We start from the raw sequence: 23723 nt of genomic DNA, 5'->3' as shown, positions 1-23723 counted from the left end.
GCTGCGTCAGTCTAGCGAAGCGACGCAAGCTTCACCTGTCAGGACGAAATGATTGCCGTTGTTCTCGGGGCAATAACTGACGGTTCCGTTCGCCTCGATAGCCGCTTCAATTCCTTTGAAAAATCCCTTTCCCTTGGTCCGGGAGACGATTTCCACGACCTCGAAGCGGCCCACACTGCCATCGACGCAAAGCGGATTCGCCGCTGGCATCAGGGTCGCCCGATCTTTGCGAGTCATCAGGCAGTCACTGCTATCGAAACAAATATAGTGATTGAGCAGCACCGTACCGTCCGGCTTGATACCTCTAATCTGGCCCATGATACCGCCAGTGCCCGCAAACACTTCACTTCCCCCCAAATCCGTCAGCACCATGTGGATTTGCCCCACCTGAATGGTTTGGGAAAGGTTGATCGTATCGATCGTGCCGCTGACCGTGACCGGCACCCCATCGTCGCATTCCAAAGCGCCCGCTGCGGAGATGGTTGCTCCCAGGGCGAGAACCAGGCTGATTTGTCTGATTGTTTGCATAACTGTTACCCACAAAAGTCATGGAAATGATCGATGGCTCCCCTTGCCACCGGATCGTAGGGTAACAAAACTTTCCAATGGCACCTATCGAACCACCGCACTCCCTCCCCCGCGCGGATCGCTGGCTGCCTCCACCCGGTCCAGGAAACGGTCCCACAGAATCGCTTGCATGTTGCCGTAAGTCCTCCCCAGGGCCTTGAGCCGGTGGCCGCGGCGGTGCAGGGCCCGGCGTTCCGCGCCGCTCAGGGCGTCGGGTTCGTACTGGATTTCGTCCGGCAGATACTGGTGATGGAAACGGGGCCAGGCGACCCACAGGGCCGGACGGAAGCCGGCAGCGAAATCCAGCGCTGCAAGGGTCACCATGGAAATGATGCGGCTGCCGCCGGGCGTGCCGAGGACGGCGATCCGGTCCGGGGTTTCCAGGAAGGTGGGGGTCATGCTCGACAGCATCCGCTTGCCGGGGGCGATGGCATTGGCGCTGCCGCCGACTAGGCCGTAGAGGTTGGGGACACCGGGCTTGATGGCGAAATCGTCCATCTCGTCGTTGAGCAGCACACCGGTACCGGGCACCACGAACCCGGAACCGAACAGGTAATTGATGCTCAGGGTCGCCGCTACCCGGTTGCCGTCACGGTCGAGGATGGAAAAATGGGTGGTGTCGGCCCCTGCGCCTCCGGCTTCCGGTCCCGCGGCCAGCCAGGCGCTGGGCAGGGCCCGGTCGGGACGGATGGCGGCCCGCAGACCGGCGGCGTAATCGGGGCTGAGCAGACGCCGCAGCGGCATGGAGACGAAATCCGGATCGCCCAGATACAGCGCCTGATCGCGGTAGGCCCGGCGCCAGGCTTCCACGATCAGATGCTTGGCGGTGGCCGGATCGAGATGGGTCAGCGGATAGGCCGACAGGATGTTGAGGGTTTCCACCAGCACCACCCCACCGGAAGATGGCGGCGCGGCGCTGACGACGCGAACGTTATGGTAACGACCGACGACGGGACGCCGCTCCACCACCCGATAGCGGGCCAGATCCGCCCGGCTCCAGACACCGCCGGCGGCCCGCACCCCGGCCAGCAGGCGTTCCGCCACCCAACCGTCGTAGAAACCGGCCCGGCCCCGGGCCGCAAGCGCCTCCAGCACCCGGGCCAGATCCGGCTGCACCAGGCGGAAGCCGGGCCGGGGCACCTGCCCCTTTTCCAAGAATATCGCCGCAGCGGCGGGATAGCGGCCCAATACCGCGTGACGCCGCTCGACCTGTTCCAGATAGCGGGGGCCGACGACGAAGCCCTCGCGGGCATACCGGATCGCCGGAGCCAGGGAGCACCGCAGCGGCAAGCGGCCGTAGTTCTCCGCCAGATGCGCCAGGGCGGCCGGCATCCCGGGAATGCCGGCCGCCAGCGGACCGTCTATGGAAGCACGGGGGATGGGATTGCCCGCCGCATCCAGATACATGTCCCGCCGAGCCGCCAGCGGGGCAGTCTCCCGGGCGTCGAGCATCACCTGGCGGCCGTCACGGGCCCGGTGCAGCAGCAAGAAACCGCCGCCCCCGAGACCGGAACCGGCCGGCTCCACCACCGCCAGCGCGGCGGCCACCGCCACGGCGGCATCGAAGGCGTTGCCGCCCTGGTCGAGAATCTCGAAACCGGCGGCGGTCGCCAACGGATGGGCTGAGGCGATGGCGGCCTGGGGCGGTTTCGGCCCGGCCCAGAGCGCTACCGACCAGGCCAGCCAGAGCAGCAGAAACGACCTCATCCTGCCTGATGCACGCTTCCTGCCACCACCCAGCGTCGGTTTCATCCTTGCTGCAGTCTGAGATACTTGCGCTGCAGGGTTTCCCGGTCTTCGCGGATGTCGGGATCGGGAATGATGGCGTCCACCGGACACACCTCCACGCACTGGGAGGTTTCGTAATGCCCCACGCATTCGGTGCAGCGGTCCGGGTCGATCTCGTAGATCTCCTCTCCCAGGGAGATGGCGTCGTTGGGACATTCCAACACGCACACGTCGCAGCAGATGCATTCGTCGGTGATCTTCAGGGCCATGTCAGTCTCCTGCTTGAAAAACCTGCCCGAGCCTGCGGGCGACCGGTTCCGGCACGAACGGGGTCACGTCCCCCCCGAGCCGGGCGATCTCCTTGATGAGGCTCGAGGACACGAAGGCGTACTGCTCCGCCGGGGTCAGGAACATCGTTTCGATGGCGTCGCCGGTGAGGCGGCGGTTCATCGCTGCCAGCTGGAATTCGTACTCGAAGTCCGACACCGCCCGCAGCCCCCGGAGGATGACCCGGGCCCCGTGCTCGCGGGCGCAGTCCACCAGCAGATTGCCGAAGCCGATCACGGTGACGTTGTCCCAGGGCGCCAGGACCTGCCGGGCCAGGGCGACGCGCTCGTCGAGGGAGAACAGCGGTCCCTTGCCGCGGTTTTCCGCCACCGCCACCACCACCCGGGAGAAGACTCCGGCGGCGCGCCCGACCAAATCCACGTGACCGTTGGTAATGGGATCGAAGGTGCCGGGATAGATGGCGGTGACGCTCATGCCTGCCTCCGGTACAGCTGGCAGCCGACCTCCCCCACCCGTTTGTGACGCCACAGCGTCCAGCCGGACGGCACCGACGGCGTCAGTGCCGCCTCGGCCTCGACATAGATCCAGGCGGCCGCCGCCAGCCACCTGCCTCGTTCCAGGGACTGGCAGACAGGCGCCACCTGGCCGCGGCCGAAGGGCGGGTCGAGAAACACGATGTCGAAGGGGCGGTCAGGCGGGCGGCGCAGGAACCGCAACACGTCGGCACGGACCACGCGGATTTCGGCATCCAGCTTACGGGCGGTCGCCTGCAGATGGCGCACGACGCCGGGGTGGAATTCCACCTGCACCACCTCCCCTGCCCCCCGCGAGGCGGCCTCCAGCCCAAGGGCGCCGCTGCCGGCGTAGAGGTCGAGGCAGCGAGCCCCTAAGACCGCCTCCCGCAGCCAGTTGAACAGGGTTTCGCGCACGATCCCCGGCGTCGGCCGCAGCCCCGGAACCGCCGGGAAACGCAGCCGGCGGCCGCGCCAGCGGCCGGCGATCAGGCGGACTTCACTGCTTTTCGCCATCGCCCTTGGAAACGGCGCCCCCGCCCACCAACACGGTCTGAAAACGGCCGGGATCCAGATGACGCCGGAAGGCTTCGACGACCGCCGTGCGGTCGACCCGGGCCACCTCGCGGGGGAAGCGGTCGAGATAGTCCAGCGGCAGACCGTAGAAACCGATCATGGCGACGTAGTCGGCCAGCTTGGCGTTGCTGTCGTAACGCAGCACGAAACCGCCGGTGATGTTCTTTTTGGCCGCCTCCAGCTCCGCCTCGGTCGGGCCCTCGGCCAGATAGCGGTCGATGGTCTGGCGCAGCACCTCGAGGGCGGACTCCGCCGCATCGTTGCGGGTCTGCAGGCCGGCGACGAACGGCCCCTTCTCCTTCAACGGCACGAAGTAACTGTAGGCGCTGTAGGACAACCCCCGCTTCTCCCGCACCTCCTTGACGATGCGCGAGGTGAAGCCGCCTCCGCCAAGGACGTGGTTACCGACGTAGAGGGCGTAGTAATCGGGATCGCCCCGTCTGATCACCGGCATGCCAGTGTAGATGTGGGTCTGGGCCGAGGGGAAGGGTTTGCGCTCGGTACGGGCGCGCTGCGGCGCCGGGACCGGCGGAATCGGCGCGGCCGGCTCCCCCTGCGGCAGCGCGTCGGTGAGGCGGCGGGCGATGCGGTCGGCCCCGGTGCGGCTCACGGCCCCGACCACCACCACCAGGGCGTTGCCGGCGACGTAATAGCGGCGGTGGAAATCCTCAAGATCCCGGCGCCGGATCGCCCTGACGGTGTCGATCTCCCCCTCGCTGGGATGGGCGTAGGGGTGGTCGCCGTAGATCATCTTGTAGAAACGCATCGCCGCCAGCTGCCCGGGCGATTCCTCCCGCTGCTTCAGGGCCAGCAGCAGGCGTTTCCTTTCCCGCTCGAAATCGGCCCGGGCGAAGCGGGGGTGAGCCAGGATCTCAGCGGCGGTTTCCAGGGCGACGTCCAGTTTGTCGGCGGCGGTGAGGCTGCGCAGATCGAGCCAGGCGGAATCGCGCGACACCCCGGTGCTCAGCTGCGCGCCCACGTTCTCCAGGCGCCGGGCGATGGCGTCGGCGTCCCAGCGGCCGGCGCCGGTATCCAGCAGCGCCGAGGTCAGATGGGCGAGACCGAAGCGATCCCCGTCCCAGGCGCTGCCGGCGGCGAACACCACCTGCACGTCCACCAGCGGCAATTCCGGCGTGTGGACGTAATAGACCTTGACCCCGTTTTCGGTCCGCCAGGACTGGATTCTGGGTCCGGCCCCGGCATCGAAGGCCAGCACCAGCCCCAGAAAGAGCGCGAGACAAGCTTTAACGGACATGATTACCTCCTAAACCTGCCGGTGCGGGCGGCCGCTGACCGGCCTTGATCGGCAGCGGCTGCAGCCGGGCGACGGTAAGATGATCGGCGATCAGATACTTGCGCGCCACCTCCTGCACCTGGGCGGCGGTGATCCGCTGAATGCGGTCGACGTACTCGTCCAGGCGGCGCCAGCCCAGCCCGTTGGTTTCCAGCAGGCCGATCTGCATGGCCTGGTAGAACATGGAATCCCGTTCATAGACGGCTTCGGCGGTCACCTGGGTCTTGACCCGTTCCAGCTCCGCGGCGGACACCGGTTCTTCCTGCAACCGCCTGACCTCCTGGCGCAGGGCCTGTTCCAGTTCGTCCAGGTCGTGGCCCTGGGCGGGGGTGCCGTTGAACAGGAACAGCGTCGGCAGGCGGTCGTAGAGGTCGTAACCGGCGCCCGCGGCGGCGGCGATCTGTCTGCCCCGCACCAGGCGGGTGGCCAGCCGGGCGCTCTCGCCGCCGTCGAGAACGCCAGCCAGCACCGTAAGAGCGTAGGCTTCCCACTGCCGGTCCTCGGGCAGGCTCGCCAATACCGGCACCTTGTACCCCATGAGCAGATAGGGCAGCTTAGCCGGCACCTTCACCGTCAGGCGGCGTTCCCCCCGCTGCTCGACCTCGGTGCGGGGCTTGGGCGGCGGAATCTCACCGGGTTCGAGCGGGCCGAACCACTTTTTCGCCCACGTCAGGATCCGCTCCGGCGCCACGTCTCCGACCACCACCAGGGTGGCGTTGTTGGGGGCGTACCACTGCCGGTACCACTGGCGCAGGTCGGCGACGGTCAAGGCCTCGATGTCCGCCGGCCAGCCGATCACCGGGTTCCGGTACGGGCCGTTGGTGAAGGCGACGGCCATGAAGTGTTCGTAGGTCTTGGCCCGGGGCTGGTCGTCGGTGCGCATGCGGCGCTCCTCCAGCACCACCTGCTTTTCCTTGGCGAATTCCTTTTCGTCCAGTTTGAGGTGGCGCATGCGGTCCGCCTCCAGTTCGAAGGCCACCGGCAGCCGGGACTTTTCCAGGGTTTCGAAATAGGCGGTGTAATCGGTGCCGGTGAAGGCGTTCTCGCGTCCGCCCAGCTCGGCGATGATGCGGGAGAATTCACCCGGCCCGTGTTTTTCGGTTCCTTTGAACATCATGTGTTCGAGCATATGGGAGATGCCGGTGATGCCGTCGTGCTCGTAGCTCGAGCCGACCTTGTACCACACCTGGGAGACCGCCACCGGCGCGCGGTGATCTTCCTTCACCACCACCTTGAGGCCGTTGTCGAGCTTGTACTCGTGGACCTTGGGATCGACGGCGCAGGCGGCCAGTGGAAGCCAACACAGCAGCCAGAAAAAACTGAGGAACCTTCGGATCATCGCGTGTCCGCCCCCTAAATTCCAAGGAAATTGGTATAAAATAACGCGTTTCCGCTCTATTGTATTACCAGGTGCCCATGAAAGCGAAGACGGTTGCCGATCCCATCCCCTCCCCCGCCGGCTGGCGCGCCTATTTCGAGCTGTGCAAACCCCGGGTGGTGGCGCTGATCGTCTTCACCGCCATCGTCGGCATGTTCCTGTCGGTTCCCGGCATGGTGCCTTTGCGGGCGCTCGTTTTCGGCTCCCTGGGCATCGCCCTGGCGGCGGCCTCGGCGGCCGCCTTCAACCACTATCTCGACCGCCACGCCGACGCCCAGATGGGCCGCACCCGCCACCGTCCCCTGCCCCAGGGGGAACTGGAGCCCTGGAAGGTGCTGGTGTTCGCCTCGGTTTTGGGGCTAGCCTCGATGGTCATCCTGGTGGTCTGGGTCAACTGGCTGACGGCGATCCTGACCTTCCTGTCGCTGATCGGCTATGCGGTCGTTTACACCGTCTATCTGAAACGGGCCACCCCCCAGAACATCGTCATCGGCGGGGCGGCCGGGGCGGTGCCGCCGATCCTGGGATCGTGCGCGGTGCTGGGGCAGATCCACCCCAACACGGTGCTGCTGTTCCTCATCATCTTCCTGTGGACCCCGCCCCACTTCTGGGCCCTGGCCATCGCCAAACGCGACGAGTACGCCAAGGTGGACATTCCCATGCTGCCGGTGACCCACGGGGTCGAGTTCACCGGCCTGCAGGTGTTCCTCTACACCATCCTCCTCAGCGTCATCAGCGTGATGCCCTACCTCACCCGCATGAGCGGCCTGATCTACCTGGGCGTCACCGTCATCCTGGACGCCGTCTTCCTCTATCTGGCCTGGCAGCTGCGCCTGCGGCCGGACGACAAGCGCCTGGCGATGCGGACCTTCGCCTACTCCATCGTTTACCTCATGATCCTGTTCGCCGCCCTGCTGGTGGATCATTACTGGTATTTTCATCCATAAAAAAACGGGCGCCCCCGTTTTTGGAGACGCCCGCCGGGCTTTGCAACAGGCCGGCGCTCAGGCCGCTTCGGCCAACATCAGGTGCTTGAGCTTTTTGAGCGCAGTCTTTTCCAGCTGGCGAATGCGCTCGGCGGAAACACCGTAACGGTCGGCCAGTTCCTGAAGGGTGACCTTCTTTTCCCCGAGCCAGCGCGACTGCAGAATGTCGCGGCTGCGCTCGTCGAGCTGCGACAGGGCGGCCTGCAGCCGTTCGTGCTCGACCTGTTGCCACTCGTTCTCCTCCAATTGGTGCGCCGGATCGGAATCCATCTGCGTATGGAGGAAATGGACCGGCGCCGGCGCGGCGTTTTCCTCCTCGTCCGCACCGCCGTCGAAAGCCATGTCCTGACCGTTCATGCGTTTTTCCATCTCCCGCACGGTTTCCACCTTCACGCCCAGATCCTTGGCGATCGCTTCCGCTTCGTTCCGGTTCAGCCAGTTCAGCTTTTTGCGCGCCTTGCGCAGGTTGAAGAACAGCTTGCGCTGCGCCTTGGTGGTGGCGATCTTGACGATGCGCCAGTTGCGCAGGATGAATTCGTGGATCTCGGCACGAATCCAGTGCACCGCGAAGGAAATCAGGCGCACCCCGACCGCCGGGTCGTAACGCTTCACCGCCTTCATCAGGCCGATGTTGCCTTCCTGAATCAGGTCCGCCAGCGGCAGACCGTATCCCAGATAGCCCCTGGCGATCGGCACCACATAGCGCAGATTGGCGAGAATCAGCTGCTTGGCTGCCTCCAGATCGTTCTGGCGCCGAAAGCGGGTAGCCAACTCCCGCTCCTCCTCGGCGCTCAATTTCGGTAGTTGATTGACGGCCACGATGTAGTCGTTGACCGAACGAATCGACTTGCCGATGCTCGGAATGGCCAGTGCGTTGCTCATCCTGCTATCCCCCTGTTGGTTTGTTGTTGTTGCAAAGCCGCAAGTCACTTTAGCACTCCCAAAGAGAGAGTGCTAGCTTTTTGGAAAGTTCCTTGACGCAAAGCAAAAAAAACCGCCCCGAAGGGCGGTCCCCAAAAAAGAGGCAATTCAATGGCTACGTAAGGAGGAAAAGCGCAATCACTTTTCCTGGATCCCCCACCTCCCTGTGGGGGAAAATCGAGAAAAACATGAAGAGCAGGACGATCAATCCTCCAGGACGTCATCCGCCCACTGAGCCTGGTCAGCTCCGATGCGGGCGACAGCCGCGTCGTAGATCTCGCCGCACAGCGGTTTGCCGATCAGGTTCAGAATGCTGGCGAGGGTCTGCAGCCAGACTCCCAGGATTCCCAGAGCGAACCAACCGAAGAAGACGAAACCATAGTGCAGCGGAGCGACGAACAGCTCTTCCATGAACCAGAAGGTATGACCCCACTCGTTCAGACCGACGTTGGGAACGATCATGAACGGACCCACCACCGAGATCAGGTACGGCAGCGACAGCCCCTTCTTCGTATAGTCAAAGTAGGGCAACCGGGTATGGGCATAGATGAAGGCGCCGAAACCCGTGATGATGTACACCGGATACGAACCATAGAACTCGATGATATGGCTCGGCGTGAAGTCGGTGTCCCGCACGATGGTCTGATGCCAGGTGCCGTCCTGTTCGGTGAAGAAGCTCGCACCCCAGTAGATGGAGTAGGCATAGGCGAACAGCCAGACAAGATGGGTGAAGTTGCGGCGCAGCTCCTCCCGAGTGCCGGCGATCTTGTCCAGATCACGGGGACGGGTACGCCACAGGTAGCCCCACAGCAGAGAGGCGATGACAACCTCCACCACGATCTCGGTGTAGAGGAAGTTCATCCAATAAGTTTCGAACTCTGGTGCAAAAGAGTCCAGGCCGGCTTGCCACCCGTAAACCCTCTCGTACCACACCACCCAGGAATACAGGATGGTGTAGATCGCGAAGGCGAACGCAAGCCATCGGGTATTCAACAAAGGTGCTTCCGCTTGTGCGGAGACACCAGCAGATGTAGCTGCCATCAGTAACCTCCTTAACGTTTCGTTGTTATGACAGGCGGAACGAAGATTACCCCATCCGTTATTGGGTTTTTTTGACCTAGATCAAAAACAATACATTTTCTATGGTTATATATCGCCACAAAACTATTTGAAATTCAAACTGTTGCGATATTAAACCACTAAAGGTGCGGGATTTATCGGCGAAACAGCCGCCACAGATGACGGCTGACCACCAGCGCGGCGGCGGCCGTCGTCAGCAGGCACACGGCCAGCCAGATCCCGAGGATTTCACCCAAGGAGAAGAAGTGCGGCTCGAAGCGGCTGCCGTAGAGGCGCGCCAGTTCGACGACATAGGGATACAGCAACCGATACAGTAGGAAAACGCCAGCGAGCGCCGCACCGCCGCCGAGGAAACCGAGCCAGAACCCGGAATACAGGAACGGGCGGCGGATGAAACCGGGAGTGGCTCCCAGCAGGCCCATCACCTCGATCGCTTCATGATGTTCTTCCAATTCCAGGCGGACAGTGTTGCCCACCACCAGCACCACCGCCAACGACAGAACCGCCCCCAGCGCCAGCGCAGCGTGCCGGGTCAGGGTCAGCCAGGCCCGGAAACGCCGCAACCAGGACTGATTCCATTGGATCTGCTCGACGCCGGGCCACCGGCGCCAGCGCTGGATCAGCCCGGCAAGGCGGGCCTCCTCGCTCCAGGCCGGCTTCGGCGTCACCTCGATGACCGCCGGCAGCGGGTTGTCGGGCAGCCAGTCCAGGGCCGCGGCGAAATCGCCCGCCTCGCGCAACTGGGCCAGGGCCTCGTCCTTGCCGATCAAGTGGACTTCCGCCACCGCCGCCTCCTGCCGCAGACGCGCCGCCAGACTTTGCGCCTTCTCCGCGGGCAGATCCGGCTGCAGATACAGCGTCACCTGCCGGCCGGAACCGAAAGCGCCACCCAAACGCTGCGCCTGGGACAAGGTGAGATGGAAGCTCAAAGGCAGCACCAGGGTAACCGCGATGACGCCGATCGTGACCGCCGTCATCCACGGCGCCCGCCACAAGTCCTCCAGACTGGAAAGCAAGGCCTGGCGGTGCAGACGCAGGTAAGTCTTCAGCGCCACCGCCTCACCTCCCTCCCACTTCGACGACACGGCCCTGCTCGAGGTGGAACCAGCGGCTGGCGAAGCGTTCCACCAGCGCCTGGTCGTGACTGGCGATCAGAAAAGTCACCCCGACCCGGTTGAAATCGCGGAACATGGCGAAGATCTCCTGGGACAGGTCCGGGTCCAGATTGCCGGTCGGCTCGTCGGCCAGGATCAAGGGGGGGCGGGTGACGATGGCCCGGGCGATGCCGACCCGCTGTTGTTCGCCCCCGGAGAGGGTGACCGGCCGGCGCCGTTCCCAGCCGGCCAGACCCACCTTGGCCAGGGCCGCCCGGGTGCGGCGCTCGACCTCTTCCGGCGCGTATCCGGCGATCTGAAGCGGCAGGGCGACGTTGTCGAACACGCTGCGGTCGTAAAGCAGGCGGTAGTCCTGGAAGATCAGCCCGAGGCGGCGGCGCAGGTAGGGCACGCTCCGGGGCGGCAGCCGGGTCAGATCGCGGTCGTTGAGGAAGATGCGGCCGCGGCTGGGCCGTTCGATGAGGGCCGCCAGCTTGAGAAGCGTGCTCTTGCCGGCTCCGGAATGGCCGGTGACGAAGGCCATGTCACCGCGTCCGACCGTCAGATCGAGTCCTTTCAGAATCTCGCCGCTGCCCGGATAGCGCTTGCCGACCCCCTGAAAACGCAGCATGGCCTCAGTGCAGGACCGGAGCCGGCGCCTCCCGGGGCTGTTCGGCGAACAAGGCGTCGACGAACGCCCTGGCGTCGAAATCCTGTAGGTCGTCGATGCCCTCTCCGATGCCGATGAAGCGGATCGGGATACCGAAGCGCTTGGCCAGAGCGAAGATCACCCCACCTTTGGCGGTGCCGTCGAGCTTGGTCAGGGCGATGCCGGTCACCCCCACCGCTTGGTTGAACTGCTCGGCCTGGGAGATGGCGTTCTGCCCCGTGGTGGCATCCAGCACCAGCAGCACCTCGTGGGGGGCGGTGGGATCGAGCTTGGCCATGATGCGTTTGATCTTGGCCAGCTCCTCCATCAAATTGGACTTGGTGTGGAGACGGCCGGCGGTGTCGGCGATGAGCACGTCGATGCCACGCGCCTTGGCGGCCTGGAGGGCATCGTAGATGACCGAGGCGGAATCGGCGCCGGTGTGCTGGGCGACGACCGGCACCTGGTTGCGTTCCCCCCAGACCTTGAGCTGTTCGACGGCGGCAGCGCGGAAGGTGTCGCCGGCGGCGAGCATGACGCTGTGCCCCTGGCGCTGTAGGCGCTTGGCCAGCTTGCCGATGGTGGTGGTCTTGCCGACGCCGTTGACCCCGACCACCAGGATCACGAAGGGTTTGTGGGCGGGATCGATCCTGAGGGGCCGGCTGCAGGGTTCGAGGATCTCCAGCAGCACGTCGTGGAGGGCCTGCATCACCGTTTCCTGATCCTTGAGCTGCTGACGCGACAGGCAGGCCTTGAGGCGGTCGATGATCGCCTCGGTGGCTTCCACGCCGACGTCGGCCATGAGCAGGTGGGTTTCGATCTCCTCCAGCAGCTCCTCATCCAGCTCGCGTCCGGCCAGGGGCAGGGAAGCGAGGAAACCGGTCAGCCCTTTGCGGGTCTTGCCCAGGCCGCTTTTGAGCCGCTCGAACAGGGTTTCCGGCGCGGGCGGCACCTCCACCGGCGGCGGGACCGGAACCTCGGGAGGCGGTGCTTCTCCGATGGCTTCGGCCGCTCGCGCCCGGGGCAGCGGCGGACCGTAGCGGAGGAAGAAGGCCACCCCGTAGCCCGTGACCAGAATCGCCAGCGCCGCCAGCGAATGGCCCACCACCAGATAGGCCGGCGCGCCCTTGATGACCACCGACATGCCGAAGGCGATCACCACCAGCAGCAGGAAATTGAGCAGCACCCCGACTTTGCTCAGGTGGGGCGCCTTGGGATTGGAACTGATCGACAGCCCCAGCAGGAACAGCACCACGAACCCCACCAGCGCCCCGAGGCGGTGAAGCCAGTGCAGGGTGATGCGGCCGTCGGCATCGGGCAGGCTCCATCCACTCAGCCCGTAGCGCCACTGTTCCCAGAAGGCCAGGGCGTGCCAGTCGAGGCTTTCGGGCCACCAGCGCCCCTGACAGGTGGGGAAATCCGGGCAGACCAGATCGGCGTAATTGGCCCCCACCAAGGCCCCGAGCCAGCCTTGGAGCAGGGCGACGCCCAGGGCGGTCAGGGCCAGACGCCGCAATCCGTGGGTGTGGGTATAGCGTTCCCAGGATACCGGAGCGAGGCGCAGATACCAGCCGAAGGCCACCAGGATCATCACCGTACCGGTCAACCAGTGGAAGGCGACCAGCGCCGGCATCATGCGGCTGGCCACCAGGGCCGCGCCCAGTCCCGCCTGCAGCCCGTACAACAAGGCCAGACTCCAGCTGCCGATCAGGGCGGTGCGGCGGCGGGGGTGGCGCACTGCGGTCACCAGGAGCCCCAACAGCAGCACCCCTGCCGCGCCCGCCGCCAGACGGTGGAGCATGTGCAGGCGTGCGGCGGCGGCATCGTAGAAGATACCGGGATAGCGCTGCAATGTCTCGGGCGGCAGGTCTTCCGGGGGCCACCACTGACCGAAGCACGCCGGCGCGTCGGGGCAGGCGGTGCCGGCGCCGGTGGCACGCACGTAAACGCCGAGGGCGAAGGTGACGACGAGAAAGAACAGGGTCAAAAGAACGAATTTTCTGTACATGATCGCAGCGCGTTTCAGCCGATTCGCGAGGCTTTGAGCAGGCGTTTCAAATCCCGGTAGAGCCCGTAGGGGTCGAACCCGGCATCATACCACATCATCAAATTTCCCAGCGGATCCATCAGAAACAGTTGGCCGCAGCGCAGCGGCCCGCCGATCCAGCCGGTCAGCCGGGCCGCGAAATCCGCCGGCACGCGCGCCAGATACAGATCGCGGTCTTCGAACAGATGCGGCCGCAATTCCGCCACAGGCGGCCGATCCTCGGGCCAGATCGCCAGCCGCCGCACCCTGGGGATGTCCTTGCTGAACAGCGGATGCAGCCGCCGGGTGTTGTCCAACACTTGGCGACAGGCAGGTTCGTCGCCAGGGACGATCACGTGAATCATGACCCAGCGCCCCCGGATTTGCTTCAGATCCTTTTTGGCGCCGGGAACCGACTGGAACAGCTCGTAAGAGAGCGGCTGGGGCGGCTGAAGCAACTGACCGTGATTTCCCGGCTTCCCCCACAGCCCCGGATGCTTGACCAGATACCAGGCCCCCAGCCACGGCGCCGCGCCGATCAGGACGATCAGCCAGAATATCCACAGACCGTGGCGTTTGCGTTGTCGTCTCAAGTCCGTCTCCTCGCCCGTTTCCATCCGTGCCACAACCAAAGCCCCACGGCGATGGCGGCAAAACTGAACCATTGTAAGGCATATCCCCGGCTGCGCTCCGGGCGAAGGTGCGTCAGCTTCCAGGCCCGCACGTAGCCCTCCTCCGCCTCGGGATCCAGCTTGAGCTGGAAATCGGCCACCGGCCGGCCGAGCCGCGCCGCGGCCGCTTCCGGTTCCAGCACCTGGACCACGCTGGGCCAGCCCGGTGACAGACGGCGCATCCCCGGCAGGTCCATGCCGGCCCGGGGAAAGGCATCGACCCGTCCCGGCACCGTCACCGCATGGTCATCCAGGGAGACGTCCGGCAGCGTACGGCGGTCGGCGGCGGCCGGCACCCAACCGCGGTTGACCAGCACGATCCGGCCGCTGGCGAGCACCAGCGGCGTCAGGACTTCGTAACCGGCCCGTCCCTGGTATATGCGCCCGTCGAGCAGAAACTGGCGCCTGCCGTCCCAGACGCCTGTCACCTGGACGTGGCGGTAGCGCCCCAGCTGTGCCAGGGTTTCCTCTCCGTCCAAAGCCAGCGGCGGCTGCTGCCAGCGCCGGGTCTGCAGATCCAGCAGCGCCTGTTTCTCCGCCGCCCGCCGCAGCTGCCAGTTCCCTAGGTTCAGGAACGCAACCACGGCGACCAGCGTCAAAAGCGTCATCAGGAGACTGGGTTTGAAAAGGATTTTACGGCGCTTTACCATGACCGATTTTGCAGCGGTGTTTCATCATGCTCATTAGACTGATCATCCTCGCCGCGTTCGTCGGCATCGTCATCAGCCTCGGCTCCGCCCTCTATTACCTCCTCAACGATCCGAGCCGCTCACCGCGCACCGCCAAGGCGCTGACCACCCGCATCTCCCTGTCGCTGGTCCTGTTCTTCTTCCTGCTGTTCGCCGGTTTCAAAGGCTGGATCAAGCCCCACGGCATCCGCCCCCTGCCCCAGGCAACAAAAAAGGCGCTGCCCTGAAAGCAGCGCCCCTTGGCTGGCCGGGCGGGACCGCTCAGAGCCAGTACACGAAGATGAACAAGCCCAGCCAGACCACGTCCACGAAGTGCCAGTACCACGCCGCCGCTTCGAAGGCGAAGTGGTGTTCGGCGTCGAAATGGCCCCGCAGGGCGCGGAGCAGCACCACGGTCAGGAAGATCGCGCCGATGGTCACGTGGAAACCGTGGAAGCCGGTGAGCATGAAGAAGGTGGAACCATAGATCCCGGCTCCCAGGGTCAGGCCCATTTCGGTGTAGGCGTGATAGTACTCGTACGCCTGGAAGCCGACGAAGGTGAAACCCAGGGCGATGGTGGCGATCAGCCCCTTGACGAACTGGCTCCGGTCGTTCTTGAGCAAGCCCCAGTGCGCCCAGGTGACCGTGGCGCCGCTGGAAAGCAGGATCAGGGTGTTGAGCGCCGGAATTCCCCACGGTTCCATGGGTTCGAACTCGCCGCCGATCCTGGCCGGCCCGTTGGTGGGCCACTCCGGCGCGTAATCCGGCCACAGCAGATGGGTGAAAGCACCCACGCCGGTGGTGCCTTCCCCGCCCAGCCAGGGAACGGCGTACATGCGCACGTAGAACAGGCTGCCGAAGAAGGCGGCGAAGAACATCACCTCCGAGGCGATGAACCAGATCATGCCCCAGCGGAAGGAACGCTCCACCTGGGCATCGTAAAGGCCGTTGAGTCCCTCGTTGATGACCTCACCGAACCAGCCCGCCATCATGCCGACGACGGTCAAAAGCCCCAACACCATGAAGACGGGCCCGGCGCCGGAGCCGATCAGCGTCGCCCCGAAGCCACCCAGGAACAGGGTCAGACCGATGGAGCCGATGATCGGCCATCGGGCCTGGTGTGGCAGATAATAACCGCTTGCAGATGCCATAACTCTCCCCTATGTCGTTACTGTCTTATTTTGTTCCGCCCGCCGGCAGACCGAATACGTTGTACAGCGCGAGCAGATAGAAAACCAAGGCCACCAATCCCAGCAAAGCGGCCAGAATGAGATTTTTCTTGCGGATATCCATGCGCGTTCCATGAAGGTCGGCCCCGCCCGAAGGCGGGGCCGGATCCATCATTCGTCGGCGACCGCCTTGTGGATGTCGATACCCTCGAAGGAATGATGGTACGGCATCGGCGAAGGCAGGTTCCATTCCAGTCCGTGGGACTTGGCCCCCTCCCAGACCTCGTCGCCGACCTTTTCGCCCTCACCCTTGACGCACTTGTAGACGATGTAGATCAGCAACAGCTGGGTGAATCCGAAGATGAAGGCCCCGACGGTGGACATCTGGTTGAACTCGGTGAACTGCACCGCGTAGTCGGGGATCCGCCGCGGCATCCCTGCCAGTCCCAGGAAGTGCTGGGGCATGAACAGCAGGTTGAAGCCGAGGAACGAGAGCCAGAAGTGCAGCTTGCCCAGCTTCTCGTCGTACATGGTGCCGGTCCACTTGGGCAGCCAGTAGAACAGGCCGGCGAAGATACCGAACACCCCGCCGCCCACGAGGGTGTAATGGAAATGGGCGACGATGAAGTAGTTGTCGTGATAGTAAAGATCCACCGGCGCCTGGGACATCATGATGCCGGTAAAGCCGCCGAACACGAACAGCACGATGAAACCGAGGGCGTGCAACATCGGCGTCTCGAAGGTCAAAGAGCCCTTCCACATGGTGGCGAGCCAGTTGAACACCTTCACCCCGGTGGGCACGGCGATCAGCATGGTGGCGTACATGAAGTACAGCTCCGCCGGCACCGGCATGCCGACGGTGAACTGATGGTGAGCCCAGACGATGAAGGACAGGAAGCCGATCACCGCGGTGGCGAACACCATCGAATTCTTGCCGAACAGCGGCTTGCGGGAGAAGGTCGGGACGACCTGGGAGATGATGCCGAAGGCCGGCAGGATGATGATGTACACCTCGGGATGGCCGAAGAACCAGAACAGATGCTGGAACAGCACCGGGTCACCGCCGCCGGCGGCGTCGAAGAAGCTGGTGTCGAAGAACTTGTCGGTCAGCAGCATGGTGACCGCGCCTGCGAGCACCGGCATCACCAGGATCAGCAGGAAGGCGGTGATGAGCCAGGCCCAGCAGAACATCGGCATCTTCATCATCGTCATGCCCGGCGCGCGCAGGTTGAAAATGGTGACGATGATGTTGATCGCCGCCATGATCGACGACAGGCCCAGCAGGTGGACGCTGAAGATGGTGAACGGCAGGGCGTTGCCGAACTGCAGCACCAGCGGCGGATAGAGGGTCCATCCCGAGGCCACCGCCCCGCCGTCCATGAACAGCGTGGCGCTCAGCATGGCGGCGGCGAACGGTAGCACCCAGAAACTCCAGTTGTTCATCCGCGGCAGGGCCATGTCCGGCGCCCCGATCATCGGCGGAATCATCCAGTTGGCGAATCCGGCGAAAGCCGGCATCACCGCCCCGAACACCATGATCAGGGCGTGCAGGGTGGTCATCTGGTTGAAGAAATGCGGGTCCACCAGCTGCAGGCCAGGCTGATACAGCTCGGCGCGGATGATGAGCGCCATCGCCCCGCCCACCAGGAACATGGCCATGGCGAAGGTCAGGTACAAGGTACCGATGTCCTTATGGTTGGTGGTGGTAATCCAGCGCATGATGCCCTTTGCCGGGCCGTGTTCATGCTCTGCGGTATGGGTATCTGCTACCGTTGCCATTTGCGTCTACCTCTTCGTTGAATAGCCAAATCTGTCAGCGCGCGTCGGCGATGTCTTCCGGCGTCACCACATCTCCGATGTCGTTGCCGAAGGCATTGCGGACGTAGGTGATGACGGCGGCTAGATCCTCGTTACGGATGTTCTCGTCCCTGCCGAAGGCCGGCATCGCGCCCTTGCCCTCAAGGACGATCTCGATCATCGCATCCACGTCGCCGGTGGCCACGGGGCTGCCTGCCAGCGCCGGGAAGGTGCCCGGGACGCCGCTGCCGTCGGCCTGATGGCAGCTGGCGCAATGGGCATTGTAGGCCTCGCGCCCGCGTTCCATCGCCACCTGCAGATTCCATTCCTGGGCTGCGGCCTGGCTGCCGGCCAGTTTTTGCTTCTGCTCAGCCACCCAGTCCCGGTATTCCTCCTTGGTCACCGCCTTGACCACGATGGGCATGTAGCCGTGGTCGCGTCCGCACAACTCGGCACACTGGCCGCGGTAGACCCCGGGTTTTTCGACCTCCACCCAAGCGGTGGTGACGAAACCAGGAATGGCGTCCTTCTTCCAGCCGAAGGCCGGCACCCACCAGGCATGGATCACATCGGCGCCGGTGATGAGAAAGCGGATCTTGGTGTTGACCGGCACCACCAGCGGATGATCGACGTTGAGCAGATAGTTGGGAACAGTCCTGGGATCGATGCCGGAATCGAGCTGACGGGCCCGGTTGCTGGCCTCGTCCAGGCTGCTGAAGAAGGCGATGCCTTCCTGGGGATATTCGTAGTGCCACTTCCACTGGTAACCGGTGATCTTGATGTCCATCTCGGCGCCGCTGGTATCCTCAATTTCGATCAGCGCCTTGGTGGAAGGCACCGCCAGGCCGATGAGGATCAGCACCGGAATCACGGTCCAGACCACTTCCAGCGTCATGTTCTCATGGAACTTGGCCGGCACCGGGTGCCTGGACTTGCGATGGTTGATGATGGAATAGAACATCACCCCGAAGACCACCACCGCGATGCCCACGCAGACCCAGATGGCATACATGTGGAAGTCGTAGATGACGCGACTGGTTTCGGTCGGACCGACCGGAATGTTGAGTTGATAATCGGCCCAGGCGACCTCCCCCACCAAAGCCAGGATCGCTGCGACGAACAAGCGCTCGAGTTTATTCAAATTCACGGAACACTCCCCTCAAGTTTTGCAACCACGAAAACCGATCTTTGACGATCTCTAAAACGCCTGGGTGCGGAGCTGCCGCAGCATCCCCGCCAGACGCATTTTTTCTTCTTCCGCCAGAAAAGCGCCGACTTCCACCCACTTCCCGTGAGATCCGATCCGCAACCGCGGTGTCGGCCCCGGCTGCCATTCGACCTGGAACCAAGCCCGCAGGAACTCCCGCCGGTCTTTCCGGTCTGGCCCCATGTGTTCGATTCGGATCGTCTCCCGAGAGACGCTGATGGTTTCCCGTACCGCGCTCTGCCGCATACTATAGCTCAGGGCGTAGCCGAGCAACAGCAGCTCGCCTCCGGAGAACGGCAGCACCAGCCATGCCCCCACGGCGGCGAACCCCAGACCGATCGCCCCCATCATCAAACCCACCATGCCGATCAGCAGGCGGGCCTGGGACGGCGTCAGGGATGCATTGGGGCGCAGAACCAGACGAAAAGCATCATCGCCGGTGCCGCGGTGCCGTTCGATCATTTGGTAATAAGCATGTGCTAAATCTGGTTTAATGTAGCCGATAAGCCGCTGACACTCAAGAGCATTATGCGCATCCCTTTGACATACGCAAAAAAACCTCCGATCCCCTGGCTGGTCCTACTGCTGTCGCCGCTGCCGGCCTGGAGCCACGGCGGCCTGGAAGGCGATAGCTGGCGGGCTTGGGTCTTCACCCCGGAAATCCTGGCGCCGCTGCTGCTGACGGGGGCGGTCTACGCCCGGGGCTGCTGGCGGCGCTACCGCCAGCACCGCCCGGTGCCGGCCGGGCGGATCACCGCTTTCTATCTGGGAATTCTGTGTTTCTTCATCGCGTTGCAATCCCCCATCGAACCGCTCTCGGACCATTTCCTGTTCGTCCACCAGATCGAACACCTGCTGCTGCGGGTCTTCGCCCCCCTGCTCATGATCCTGGCCATGCCCCTGGCGCCGCTGATCCAGGGGCTTCCCCGTCGGGCCCGCCATTCCCTGCTGACGCCCCTGGTCAGAAGCCGCCTGGCCCGCAGGCTCTACGGCTTTTTCAGCCATCCTTTGGCCGCACCGATCCTGTTCGTCGCCACTTTGGTGGTGTGGCAGATCCCCGCTCTGCACGACCAGGCGGTGCAGGACCCCCTGCTTCACGATCTGATGCACTTGAGCATGATCGTCACCGGTTTTTTCTTCTGGTGGTTGATCGCCGACCCCCGCGGCACCCAGGCCCGGCTCCCCTACGGGCTGCGTCTGATCGTCCTGTGGGCGGTGACAATTCCCAACACCCTCCTGGGGGCCGGCATCACCCTGAGCAGGCAGCCGCTCTACCAGGTCTATGACGTCCTCGCCGGCCGCTGGGGGATCGATCGGCTGATGGACCAGCAGATCGGCGGCATCCTCATCTGGGGGCCCGGCGCGATGATGGGAGTGATCGGCACCGGGGTGGTGTTCCTGATCTGGATCCGGGCGGAAAGGAAACGGTCCGCCGGCCCTCACCTGAGCGCGGTCACGTAAGTCGCCACATAGGTGGCGACCACCTGCCCCTGACGGCGGGGATAGGCCGCCTCCAGGCGCTGCCAGACCCCTTTTCCCAGCAGATGACGGGGACGGCCGCTCGTGACGTTGTGGGCCCCGATCTCCTTCAGGGAACGCAGCAGGGCCTTGAGGTCCGGATAGACCAGCGACAGGGTTTCAGTGCGCTGCCGCCAGCGGCGGAAGCCGGCGGCGGCGACCGCCGCTTCCAGATCCGCCGGATCCGGAAAGGTGTTGACGTGGCTGTAGTCGTCCACCGCCGCCCAGGCCCGGCGCAGCGTCTCCAGAGTGCCGGCCGTGAAAGTGGACAGCAGCAGGCGGCCGCCGGGCTTCAGAATCCGAGCCATCTCCGCCAGAGCCCGGGCTGGATCGAGACACCACTGCAAGGCCAGATTGCTGACCACCAGGGCGGCACTACCCGTCGCCAGCGGCAGGCGTTCGGCATCGGCGGTCAGATAACACCCGGCCGGTCCCAGCCGGGCCCGCGCCTGGTGGAGCATCCCTTCGGCCAGATCCACCAACAGCAGAGCCGGTGGTCGCCATGCCGCCAACCGCTGCGCACACCAGCCGGTGCCGGTTCCGATGTCCACCCACCAACCCGGTGGCAGCTCTTCGACACAGGCAGCCAGCAGGCGCTGGCCGATCTGCCGCTGCAGCACCGCGTGGCGATCGTAGCCCGGGGCGGCGGCGGAAAAGGCGCGGCGCACCAGGCGCTTGTCCCAACTCATGTCAAGACGTCCCGAATCGCTGCGGCCATCGGCGCAGGGTCGGCGAGAAAAGGCGCATGGCCGCCGTTCACTTCCAGCCAGCGGCCGCCGCTGAGGCGAGCCGCCGCCCGCATCGCCGCCGCCGGCACCAGGGCGTCATCCCCACTCCCGAGCCACAGGGTGGGACAGGAAAGCTGCGGTAGCGCGGCGCGCAAATCCCATTCCCGCAGCCAGGACAGGCCGGCCAGCAGCGTTTCCAGAGGCGGTGGCGGCCGCTGCCGCCACAATTGCGTCAGGGAGCGGGCCGCAGGGCCGCCCTTCGCCACCAGGGCCAGGAAGCGGCGCAGGGCGCGCACCGGGTCCTCCCGGACCCGCCGCTCCAGGTCGGAGAGTGCAACCGCCGCCATGCCCGGCCAGTCGGGCGCGGCCAGAAAGCGGGGATTGCTGGCCACCAGCACCAGGCCGGTGACCCGCTCGGGATGGCGGCGCGCCACCTGGAGCGCCAGCTGCCCCCCCAGGGACCACCCCAGCCAGCCCGCCGCCGGGACCTGTTCCGCCAAGGCGGCGATCAATGCCGGCGCAGCGTCGGCGCGATAAATCGGCGGAAGATCCACCAGCAGCAGCTGGAAATGAGGGGCCAAATCCTCGACCAGCGCGCCCCAGACGCCACTGTGCATGGCCCAGCCGGGAAGCAACACCAGCGGCGGGCCGCAGCCCACCCGCCTGACCGCCAGCCGGATCACGCCGCCAGTTCAGCCAGGGCCGCCAGCAGACCGTCCACCTGTTCCTCGCTGTGGGCGGCGCTGAGGGTAATCCGCAGCCGTGCGCTCCCGGCCGGCACCGTGGGCGGGCGGATTGGCGCCACCCAGTATCCCCGTTCCAGCAGCCACCGGCTCCAGCGCAGCGCCCGCTCGTTGTCGCCGACGACGAGCGGCTGGATCGGAGTCGGCGACGTCAGCAGCGGCAGACCGAGCTGCTCTGCGCCGCGGCGGAAACGGGCGATCAGGGCTTGCAGATGCCGACGGCGCCAATCCTCGTCCCGCACCAGCCGCAGGGCCGCCCGCGCCGCCTCCGCCAGGGCCGGCGGCAGGGCGGTGGTGTAAATGTAGGTGCGGGCGCTCTGGAGCAGCCATTCGATCAGATCGCCGCTGCCGGCGACGAAAGCGCCGAACACCCCCAGGGCCTTTCCCAGGGTCGCCATCAGAATGGGCACCTGTTTCTGCCCCAGGCCGAAATGGGACAGGGTTCCGGCCCCCGTCTTCCCCAGAACCCCGAAGCCGTGGGCGTCGTCCACGTGGAACCAGGCATCGTGGCGGCGGGCCAGTTCCGCCAGCTGTGGCAAGGGCGCCAGATCGCCGTCCATGCTGAAAACCGCGTCGGTGGCGATCAGCGCTTCCTCCCCCCGCGCCAGCCAGCGTTCCAGCACCTTAAGATCCCCGTGAGGATAGCGGCGCAGCCGTGCTCCGGCGAGACGGGCACCGTCCAGCAGCGAGGCGTGATTGAGACGGTCCTCGAACACCCGCCCGCCGCGCGCCACCAACGCACCGATGACGCCGAGGTTGGCCTGATAGCCGGTGGAAAACAGCAGAGCGCGGTCACGGCCGGTGAAGGCCGCCAACTCCTCCTCCAGGGCGTGATGGGGACGCAGGTGACCACAGACTAGATGGGAAGCGCCGCTGCCGACACCATAGACTTCCGCCCCCCGCCGCCAGGCGGCGACCACCTTGGGATGGTTGGCCAGACCCAGATAATCGTTGCTGCAGAAGTTGACCACCCGGCGGCCGTCCACCACCACCTCCGCCCCCTGGGGGCTGTCGAGCACATGGCGGTGACGGTAAAGTCCGGCGGCACGGCGCGCCGCCAGGGCGGCGCTCAGCTCAGTGACACGCACCGGAGAATTTCAACCCCAGACGTTCGAACAGGCGGCGGTCGGCGTCGGCCTCGGGATTGTCGGTGGTCAGCAGCTTCTCGCCGTAGAACACCGAATTGGCCCCGGCGAGGAAGCACAGCGCCTGCATCTCGTCGCTCATGTCGCCGCGTCCGGCCGACAGCCGCACCCGCGATGCAGGCATGAGGATGCGGGCCACGGCGACGGTGCGCACGAATTCGATGGGATCGAGGGCTTCCCGGCCGTGCAGCGGGGTTCCCTCCACCTGGACCAGCAAATTGATGGGCACGCTCTCGGGATGTTTCGGCAGATTGGCCAGCTGTTGCAGCAGGCCGGCGCGGTCCTCGCGGTCCTCCCCCATGCCGACGATGCCGCCGCAGCACACCGCCATCCCCGCCTCGCGCACGTGTTCGAGGGTACGCAGACGGTCTTCGTAGGTGCGGGTGCTGATGATCTGCGGATAGTATTCCGGCGAGGTGTCGAGGTTGTGGTTGTAGTAGTCGAGGCCTGCCTGGCGCAACCTGCGGGCCTGGTCTGCGGTCAACATCCCCAGGGTCATGCAGGTCTCCAGCCCCAGGGACTTGACCTGCGCCACCATTTCCGCCACCTGCTCGATGTCGCGGTCCTTGGGGGCGCGCCAGGCCGCCCCCATGCAGAAGCGGGTCGCCCCTTTGGCCTTGGCGGCCCGGGCGGCCTCGACCACGGCGTCGAGCGGCAGCAGAGATTCGCGTTCCAGCCCGGTCTCGTAACGGCCGCTCTGGGGGCAGTAAGCGCAGTCCTCCGGGCAACCACCGGTCTTGATCGACAGCAGGGTGCTGACCTGGACTTCGTTGGGGTCGAAGTGACGCCGATGCACCGTCTGGGCCTGGAACAGCAGGTCGTTGAAAGGCTCGTCGAACAGCGCCAGGATTTCCTCCCGGGACCAGTCATGGCGCAGGTCATCCTGCGGGGCCAGTTCAGCTGCGGACATCGCCATCCTATCCTCCGGGAACGCATTAGACTTGGAAGGCGATGTTAGCGCACCCTCCGCGGCTGTC

The 23723-nt window shown here is 65.0% G+C and carries 26 protein-coding genes; 3 read left to right on the top strand and 23 right to left on the bottom strand.

What is annotated here, in order from left to right; genetic code table 11:
* Positions 1-6 precede the first annotated feature (6 nt).
* The 7 genes from MIN45_RS08940 to MIN45_RS08910 all read right to left on the bottom strand — a co-directional run bounded on the left by MIN45_RS08940 (position 7) and on the right by MIN45_RS08910 (position 6304).
* The gene (locus MIN45_RS08940; RefSeq protein ID WP_286291659.1) at positions 7-528 is read right to left on the bottom strand and encodes a hypothetical protein; all 522 of its coding nucleotides are present in this window, start codon (positions 526-528) and stop codon (positions 7-9) included.
* Between the two features lie 84 nt (positions 529-612).
* Complete coding sequence (gene ggt / locus MIN45_RS08935; RefSeq protein ID WP_286291658.1) at positions 613-2274, bottom strand: gamma-glutamyltransferase; 1662 nt, start codon at positions 2272-2274, stop codon at positions 613-615.
* Between the two features lie 41 nt (positions 2275-2315).
* Positions 2316-2564 (bottom strand): YfhL family 4Fe-4S dicluster ferredoxin, encoded by a 249-nt coding sequence (locus tag MIN45_RS08930; protein WP_286291657.1) that lies wholly within the window; start codon positions 2562-2564, stop codon positions 2316-2318.
* Position 2565: 1 nt separating this feature from the next.
* A complete protein-coding gene (coaD, locus tag MIN45_RS08925) occupies positions 2566-3057 on the bottom strand; it encodes a pantetheine-phosphate adenylyltransferase (RefSeq protein ID WP_286291655.1) in 492 nt (163 codons plus the stop codon).
* Positions 3054-3611: a 16S rRNA (guanine(966)-N(2))-methyltransferase RsmD gene (gene rsmD / locus MIN45_RS08920; RefSeq protein WP_286291653.1), complete on the bottom strand. Its 558-nt coding sequence runs from the start codon at positions 3609-3611 to the stop codon at positions 3054-3056. Before rsmD ends, coaD begins: the two co-directional genes overlap by 4 nt.
* A complete protein-coding gene (locus MIN45_RS08915) occupies positions 3595-4926 on the bottom strand; it encodes a M16 family metallopeptidase (RefSeq protein ID WP_286291652.1) in 1332 nt (443 codons plus the stop codon). The genes rsmD and MIN45_RS08915 overlap by 17 nt, the downstream gene beginning before the upstream one ends.
* The gene (locus tag MIN45_RS08910; RefSeq protein ID WP_286291651.1) at positions 4916-6304 is read right to left on the bottom strand and encodes a M16 family metallopeptidase; all 1389 of its coding nucleotides are present in this window, start codon (positions 6302-6304) and stop codon (positions 4916-4918) included. Before MIN45_RS08910 ends, MIN45_RS08915 begins: the two co-directional genes overlap by 11 nt.
* 77 nt (positions 6305-6381) lie before the next feature.
* Between MIN45_RS08910 and cyoE the strand changes: the two genes are divergently transcribed.
* Positions 6382-7290: a heme o synthase gene (gene cyoE, locus MIN45_RS08905; protein ID WP_286291648.1), complete on the top strand. Its 909-nt coding sequence runs from the start codon at positions 6382-6384 to the stop codon at positions 7288-7290.
* 57 nt (positions 7291-7347) lie between these two features.
* Here the strand turns inward: cyoE and rpoH are convergent, their stop codons facing one another.
* The 7 genes from rpoH to MIN45_RS08870 form a co-directional block, all read right to left on the bottom strand.
* The gene (gene rpoH / locus MIN45_RS08900) at positions 7348-8211 is read right to left on the bottom strand and encodes an RNA polymerase sigma factor RpoH (protein WP_286291646.1); all 864 of its coding nucleotides are present in this window, start codon (positions 8209-8211) and stop codon (positions 7348-7350) included.
* A 243-nt stretch (positions 8212-8454) separates the two neighbouring features.
* Complete coding sequence (gene amoC, locus MIN45_RS08895) at positions 8455-9291, bottom strand: bacterial ammonia monooxygenase, subunit AmoC (protein WP_286291645.1); 837 nt, start codon at positions 9289-9291, stop codon at positions 8455-8457.
* 173 nt (positions 9292-9464) lie between these two features.
* Positions 9465-10385 (bottom strand): permease-like cell division protein FtsX, encoded by a 921-nt coding sequence (gene ftsX / locus MIN45_RS08890; protein ID WP_286291643.1) that lies wholly within the window; start codon positions 10383-10385, stop codon positions 9465-9467.
* A gap of 4 nt (positions 10386-10389) precedes the next feature.
* Positions 10390-11055: a cell division ATP-binding protein FtsE gene (locus MIN45_RS08885; protein WP_286291641.1), complete on the bottom strand. Its 666-nt coding sequence runs from the start codon at positions 11053-11055 to the stop codon at positions 10390-10392.
* A 4-nt stretch (positions 11056-11059) separates the two neighbouring features.
* Positions 11060-13081: a signal recognition particle-docking protein FtsY gene (ftsY, locus tag MIN45_RS08880; protein ID WP_286291639.1), complete on the bottom strand. Its 2022-nt coding sequence runs from the start codon at positions 13079-13081 to the stop codon at positions 11060-11062.
* 14 nt (positions 13082-13095) lie between these two features.
* Positions 13096-13692 (bottom strand): hypothetical protein, encoded by a 597-nt coding sequence (locus MIN45_RS08875; protein ID WP_286291638.1) that lies wholly within the window; start codon positions 13690-13692, stop codon positions 13096-13098.
* Positions 13689-14378 carry an SURF1 family protein gene (locus tag MIN45_RS08870; RefSeq protein WP_286291636.1) on the bottom strand — a complete coding sequence of 230 codons (690 nt, stop codon included), beginning with the start codon at positions 14376-14378 and terminating at the stop codon, positions 13689-13691. Before MIN45_RS08870 ends, MIN45_RS08875 begins: the two co-directional genes overlap by 4 nt.
* A 68-nt stretch (positions 14379-14446) precedes the next feature.
* Between MIN45_RS08870 and MIN45_RS08865 the strand changes: the two genes are divergently transcribed.
* Positions 14447-14686: a twin transmembrane helix small protein gene (locus MIN45_RS08865; protein WP_286291634.1), complete on the top strand. Its 240-nt coding sequence runs from the start codon at positions 14447-14449 to the stop codon at positions 14684-14686.
* A 34-nt stretch (positions 14687-14720) separates the two neighbouring features.
* Here MIN45_RS08865 and MIN45_RS08860 read toward each other — a convergent pair whose 3' ends face one another.
* From MIN45_RS08860 to MIN45_RS08840, 5 genes are read right to left on the bottom strand one after another with little or no spacing between them, the layout of a single operon-like run.
* Positions 14721-15590, bottom strand: coding sequence for a cytochrome c oxidase subunit 3 (locus MIN45_RS08860; protein WP_286291632.1), 870 nt, complete (start codon positions 15588-15590; stop codon positions 14721-14723).
* Positions 15591-15615: 25 nt separating this feature from the next.
* Positions 15616-15783, bottom strand: coding sequence for a hypothetical protein (locus tag MIN45_RS08855; protein ID WP_286291630.1), 168 nt, complete (start codon positions 15781-15783; stop codon positions 15616-15618).
* Positions 15780-17387 (bottom strand): cytochrome c oxidase subunit I, encoded by a 1608-nt coding sequence (ctaD, locus tag MIN45_RS08850; protein ID WP_286291628.1) that lies wholly within the window; start codon positions 17385-17387, stop codon positions 15780-15782. Before ctaD ends, MIN45_RS08855 begins: the two co-directional genes overlap by 4 nt.
* Before the next feature lie 34 nt (positions 17388-17421).
* The gene (coxB, locus tag MIN45_RS08845) at positions 17422-18552 is read right to left on the bottom strand and encodes a cytochrome c oxidase subunit II (protein ID WP_286291627.1); all 1131 of its coding nucleotides are present in this window, start codon (positions 18550-18552) and stop codon (positions 17422-17424) included.
* Between the two features lie 51 nt (positions 18553-18603).
* Positions 18604-19074: a DUF2244 domain-containing protein gene (locus MIN45_RS08840; protein ID WP_286291626.1), complete on the bottom strand. Its 471-nt coding sequence runs from the start codon at positions 19072-19074 to the stop codon at positions 18604-18606.
* A gap of 78 nt (positions 19075-19152) precedes the next feature.
* On the opposite strand from MIN45_RS08840, the gene MIN45_RS08835 reads away from it, so the two are divergent.
* A complete protein-coding gene (locus tag MIN45_RS08835) occupies positions 19153-20073 on the top strand; it encodes a cytochrome c oxidase assembly protein (RefSeq protein WP_286291625.1) in 921 nt (306 codons plus the stop codon).
* Here the strand turns inward: MIN45_RS08835 and bioC are convergent.
* The 4 genes from bioC to bioB are packed head-to-tail and all read right to left on the bottom strand — an operon-like array spanning position 20052 to position 23656.
* On the bottom strand, positions 20052-20819 hold the full coding sequence (gene bioC, locus MIN45_RS08830) for a malonyl-ACP O-methyltransferase BioC (RefSeq protein WP_286291624.1): 768 nt from the start codon (positions 20817-20819) through the stop codon (positions 20052-20054). The two genes, MIN45_RS08835 and bioC, sit on opposite strands and share 22 nt — an antisense overlap.
* Entirely contained in the window at positions 20816-21541 is a 726-nt protein-coding gene (locus MIN45_RS08825) for an alpha/beta fold hydrolase (protein ID WP_286291623.1), read from the bottom strand. Before MIN45_RS08825 ends, bioC begins: the two co-directional genes overlap by 4 nt.
* Positions 21538-22689 carry an 8-amino-7-oxononanoate synthase gene (gene bioF, locus MIN45_RS08820; RefSeq protein ID WP_286291622.1) on the bottom strand — a complete coding sequence of 384 codons (1152 nt, stop codon included), beginning with the start codon at positions 22687-22689 and terminating at the stop codon, positions 21538-21540. Before bioF ends, MIN45_RS08825 begins: the two co-directional genes overlap by 4 nt.
* Entirely contained in the window at positions 22676-23656 is a 981-nt protein-coding gene (bioB, locus tag MIN45_RS08815) for a biotin synthase BioB (RefSeq protein WP_286291620.1), read from the bottom strand. The genes bioF and bioB overlap by 14 nt, the downstream gene beginning before the upstream one ends.
* Positions 23657-23723 lie beyond the last annotated feature (67 nt).

It is taken from the genome of Methylomarinovum tepidoasis (assembly GCF_030294985.1).
Taxonomy (GTDB): Bacteria; Pseudomonadota; Gammaproteobacteria; order Methylococcales; family Methylothermaceae; genus Methylohalobius; species Methylohalobius tepidoasis.
Note: the sequence above shows the minus strand (reverse complement) of the source record. Positions and strands in the feature narration are given on the sequence as shown.

Coding starts and splice junctions, on each gene's coding strand:
- MIN45_RS08855 (WP_286291630.1), bottom strand. CDS start 15,783: ATGATGGATCCGGCCCCGCCTTCGGGCGGGGCCGACCTTCATGGAACG.
- coaD (WP_286291655.1), bottom strand. CDS start 3,057: ATGAGCGTCACCGCCATCTATCCCGGCACCTTCGATCCCATTACCAAC.
- MIN45_RS08870 (WP_286291636.1), bottom strand. CDS start 14,378: ATGACGCTTTTGACGCTGGTCGCCGTGGTTGCGTTCCTGAACCTAGGG.
- ftsY (WP_286291639.1), bottom strand. CDS start 13,081: ATGTACAGAAAATTCGTTCTTTTGACCCTGTTCTTTCTCGTCGTCACC.
- MIN45_RS08840 (WP_286291626.1), bottom strand. CDS start 19,074: ATGATCGAACGGCACCGCGGCACCGGCGATGATGCTTTTCGTCTGGTT.
- cyoE (WP_286291648.1), top strand. CDS start 6,382: ATGAAAGCGAAGACGGTTGCCGATCCCATCCCCTCCCCCGCCGGCTGG.
- ggt (WP_286291658.1), bottom strand. CDS start 2,274: ATGAGGTCGTTTCTGCTGCTCTGGCTGGCCTGGTCGGTAGCGCTCTGG.
- ctaD (WP_286291628.1), bottom strand. CDS start 17,387: ATGGCAACGGTAGCAGATACCCATACCGCAGAGCATGAACACGGCCCG.
- MIN45_RS08860 (WP_286291632.1), bottom strand. CDS start 15,590: ATGGCATCTGCAAGCGGTTATTATCTGCCACACCAGGCCCGATGGCCG.
- rsmD (WP_286291653.1), bottom strand. CDS start 3,611: ATGGCGAAAAGCAGTGAAGTCCGCCTGATCGCCGGCCGCTGGCGCGGC.
- bioB (WP_286291620.1), bottom strand. CDS start 23,656: ATGTCCGCAGCTGAACTGGCCCCGCAGGATGACCTGCGCCATGACTGG.
- amoC (WP_286291645.1), bottom strand. CDS start 9,291: ATGGCAGCTACATCTGCTGGTGTCTCCGCACAAGCGGAAGCACCTTTG.
- MIN45_RS08885 (WP_286291641.1), bottom strand. CDS start 11,055: ATGCTGCGTTTTCAGGGGGTCGGCAAGCGCTATCCGGGCAGCGGCGAG.
- MIN45_RS08915 (WP_286291652.1), bottom strand. CDS start 4,926: ATGTCCGTTAAAGCTTGTCTCGCGCTCTTTCTGGGGCTGGTGCTGGCC.
- MIN45_RS08865 (WP_286291634.1), top strand. CDS start 14,447: ATGCTCATTAGACTGATCATCCTCGCCGCGTTCGTCGGCATCGTCATC.
- rpoH (WP_286291646.1), bottom strand. CDS start 8,211: ATGAGCAACGCACTGGCCATTCCGAGCATCGGCAAGTCGATTCGTTCG.
- MIN45_RS08930 (WP_286291657.1), bottom strand. CDS start 2,564: ATGGCCCTGAAGATCACCGACGAATGCATCTGCTGCGACGTGTGCGTG.
- MIN45_RS08940 (WP_286291659.1), bottom strand. CDS start 528: ATGCAAACAATCAGACAAATCAGCCTGGTTCTCGCCCTGGGAGCAACC.
- bioC (WP_286291624.1), bottom strand. CDS start 20,819: ATGAGTTGGGACAAGCGCCTGGTGCGCCGCGCCTTTTCCGCCGCCGCC.
- MIN45_RS08910 (WP_286291651.1), bottom strand. CDS start 6,304: ATGATCCGAAGGTTCCTCAGTTTTTTCTGGCTGCTGTGTTGGCTTCCA.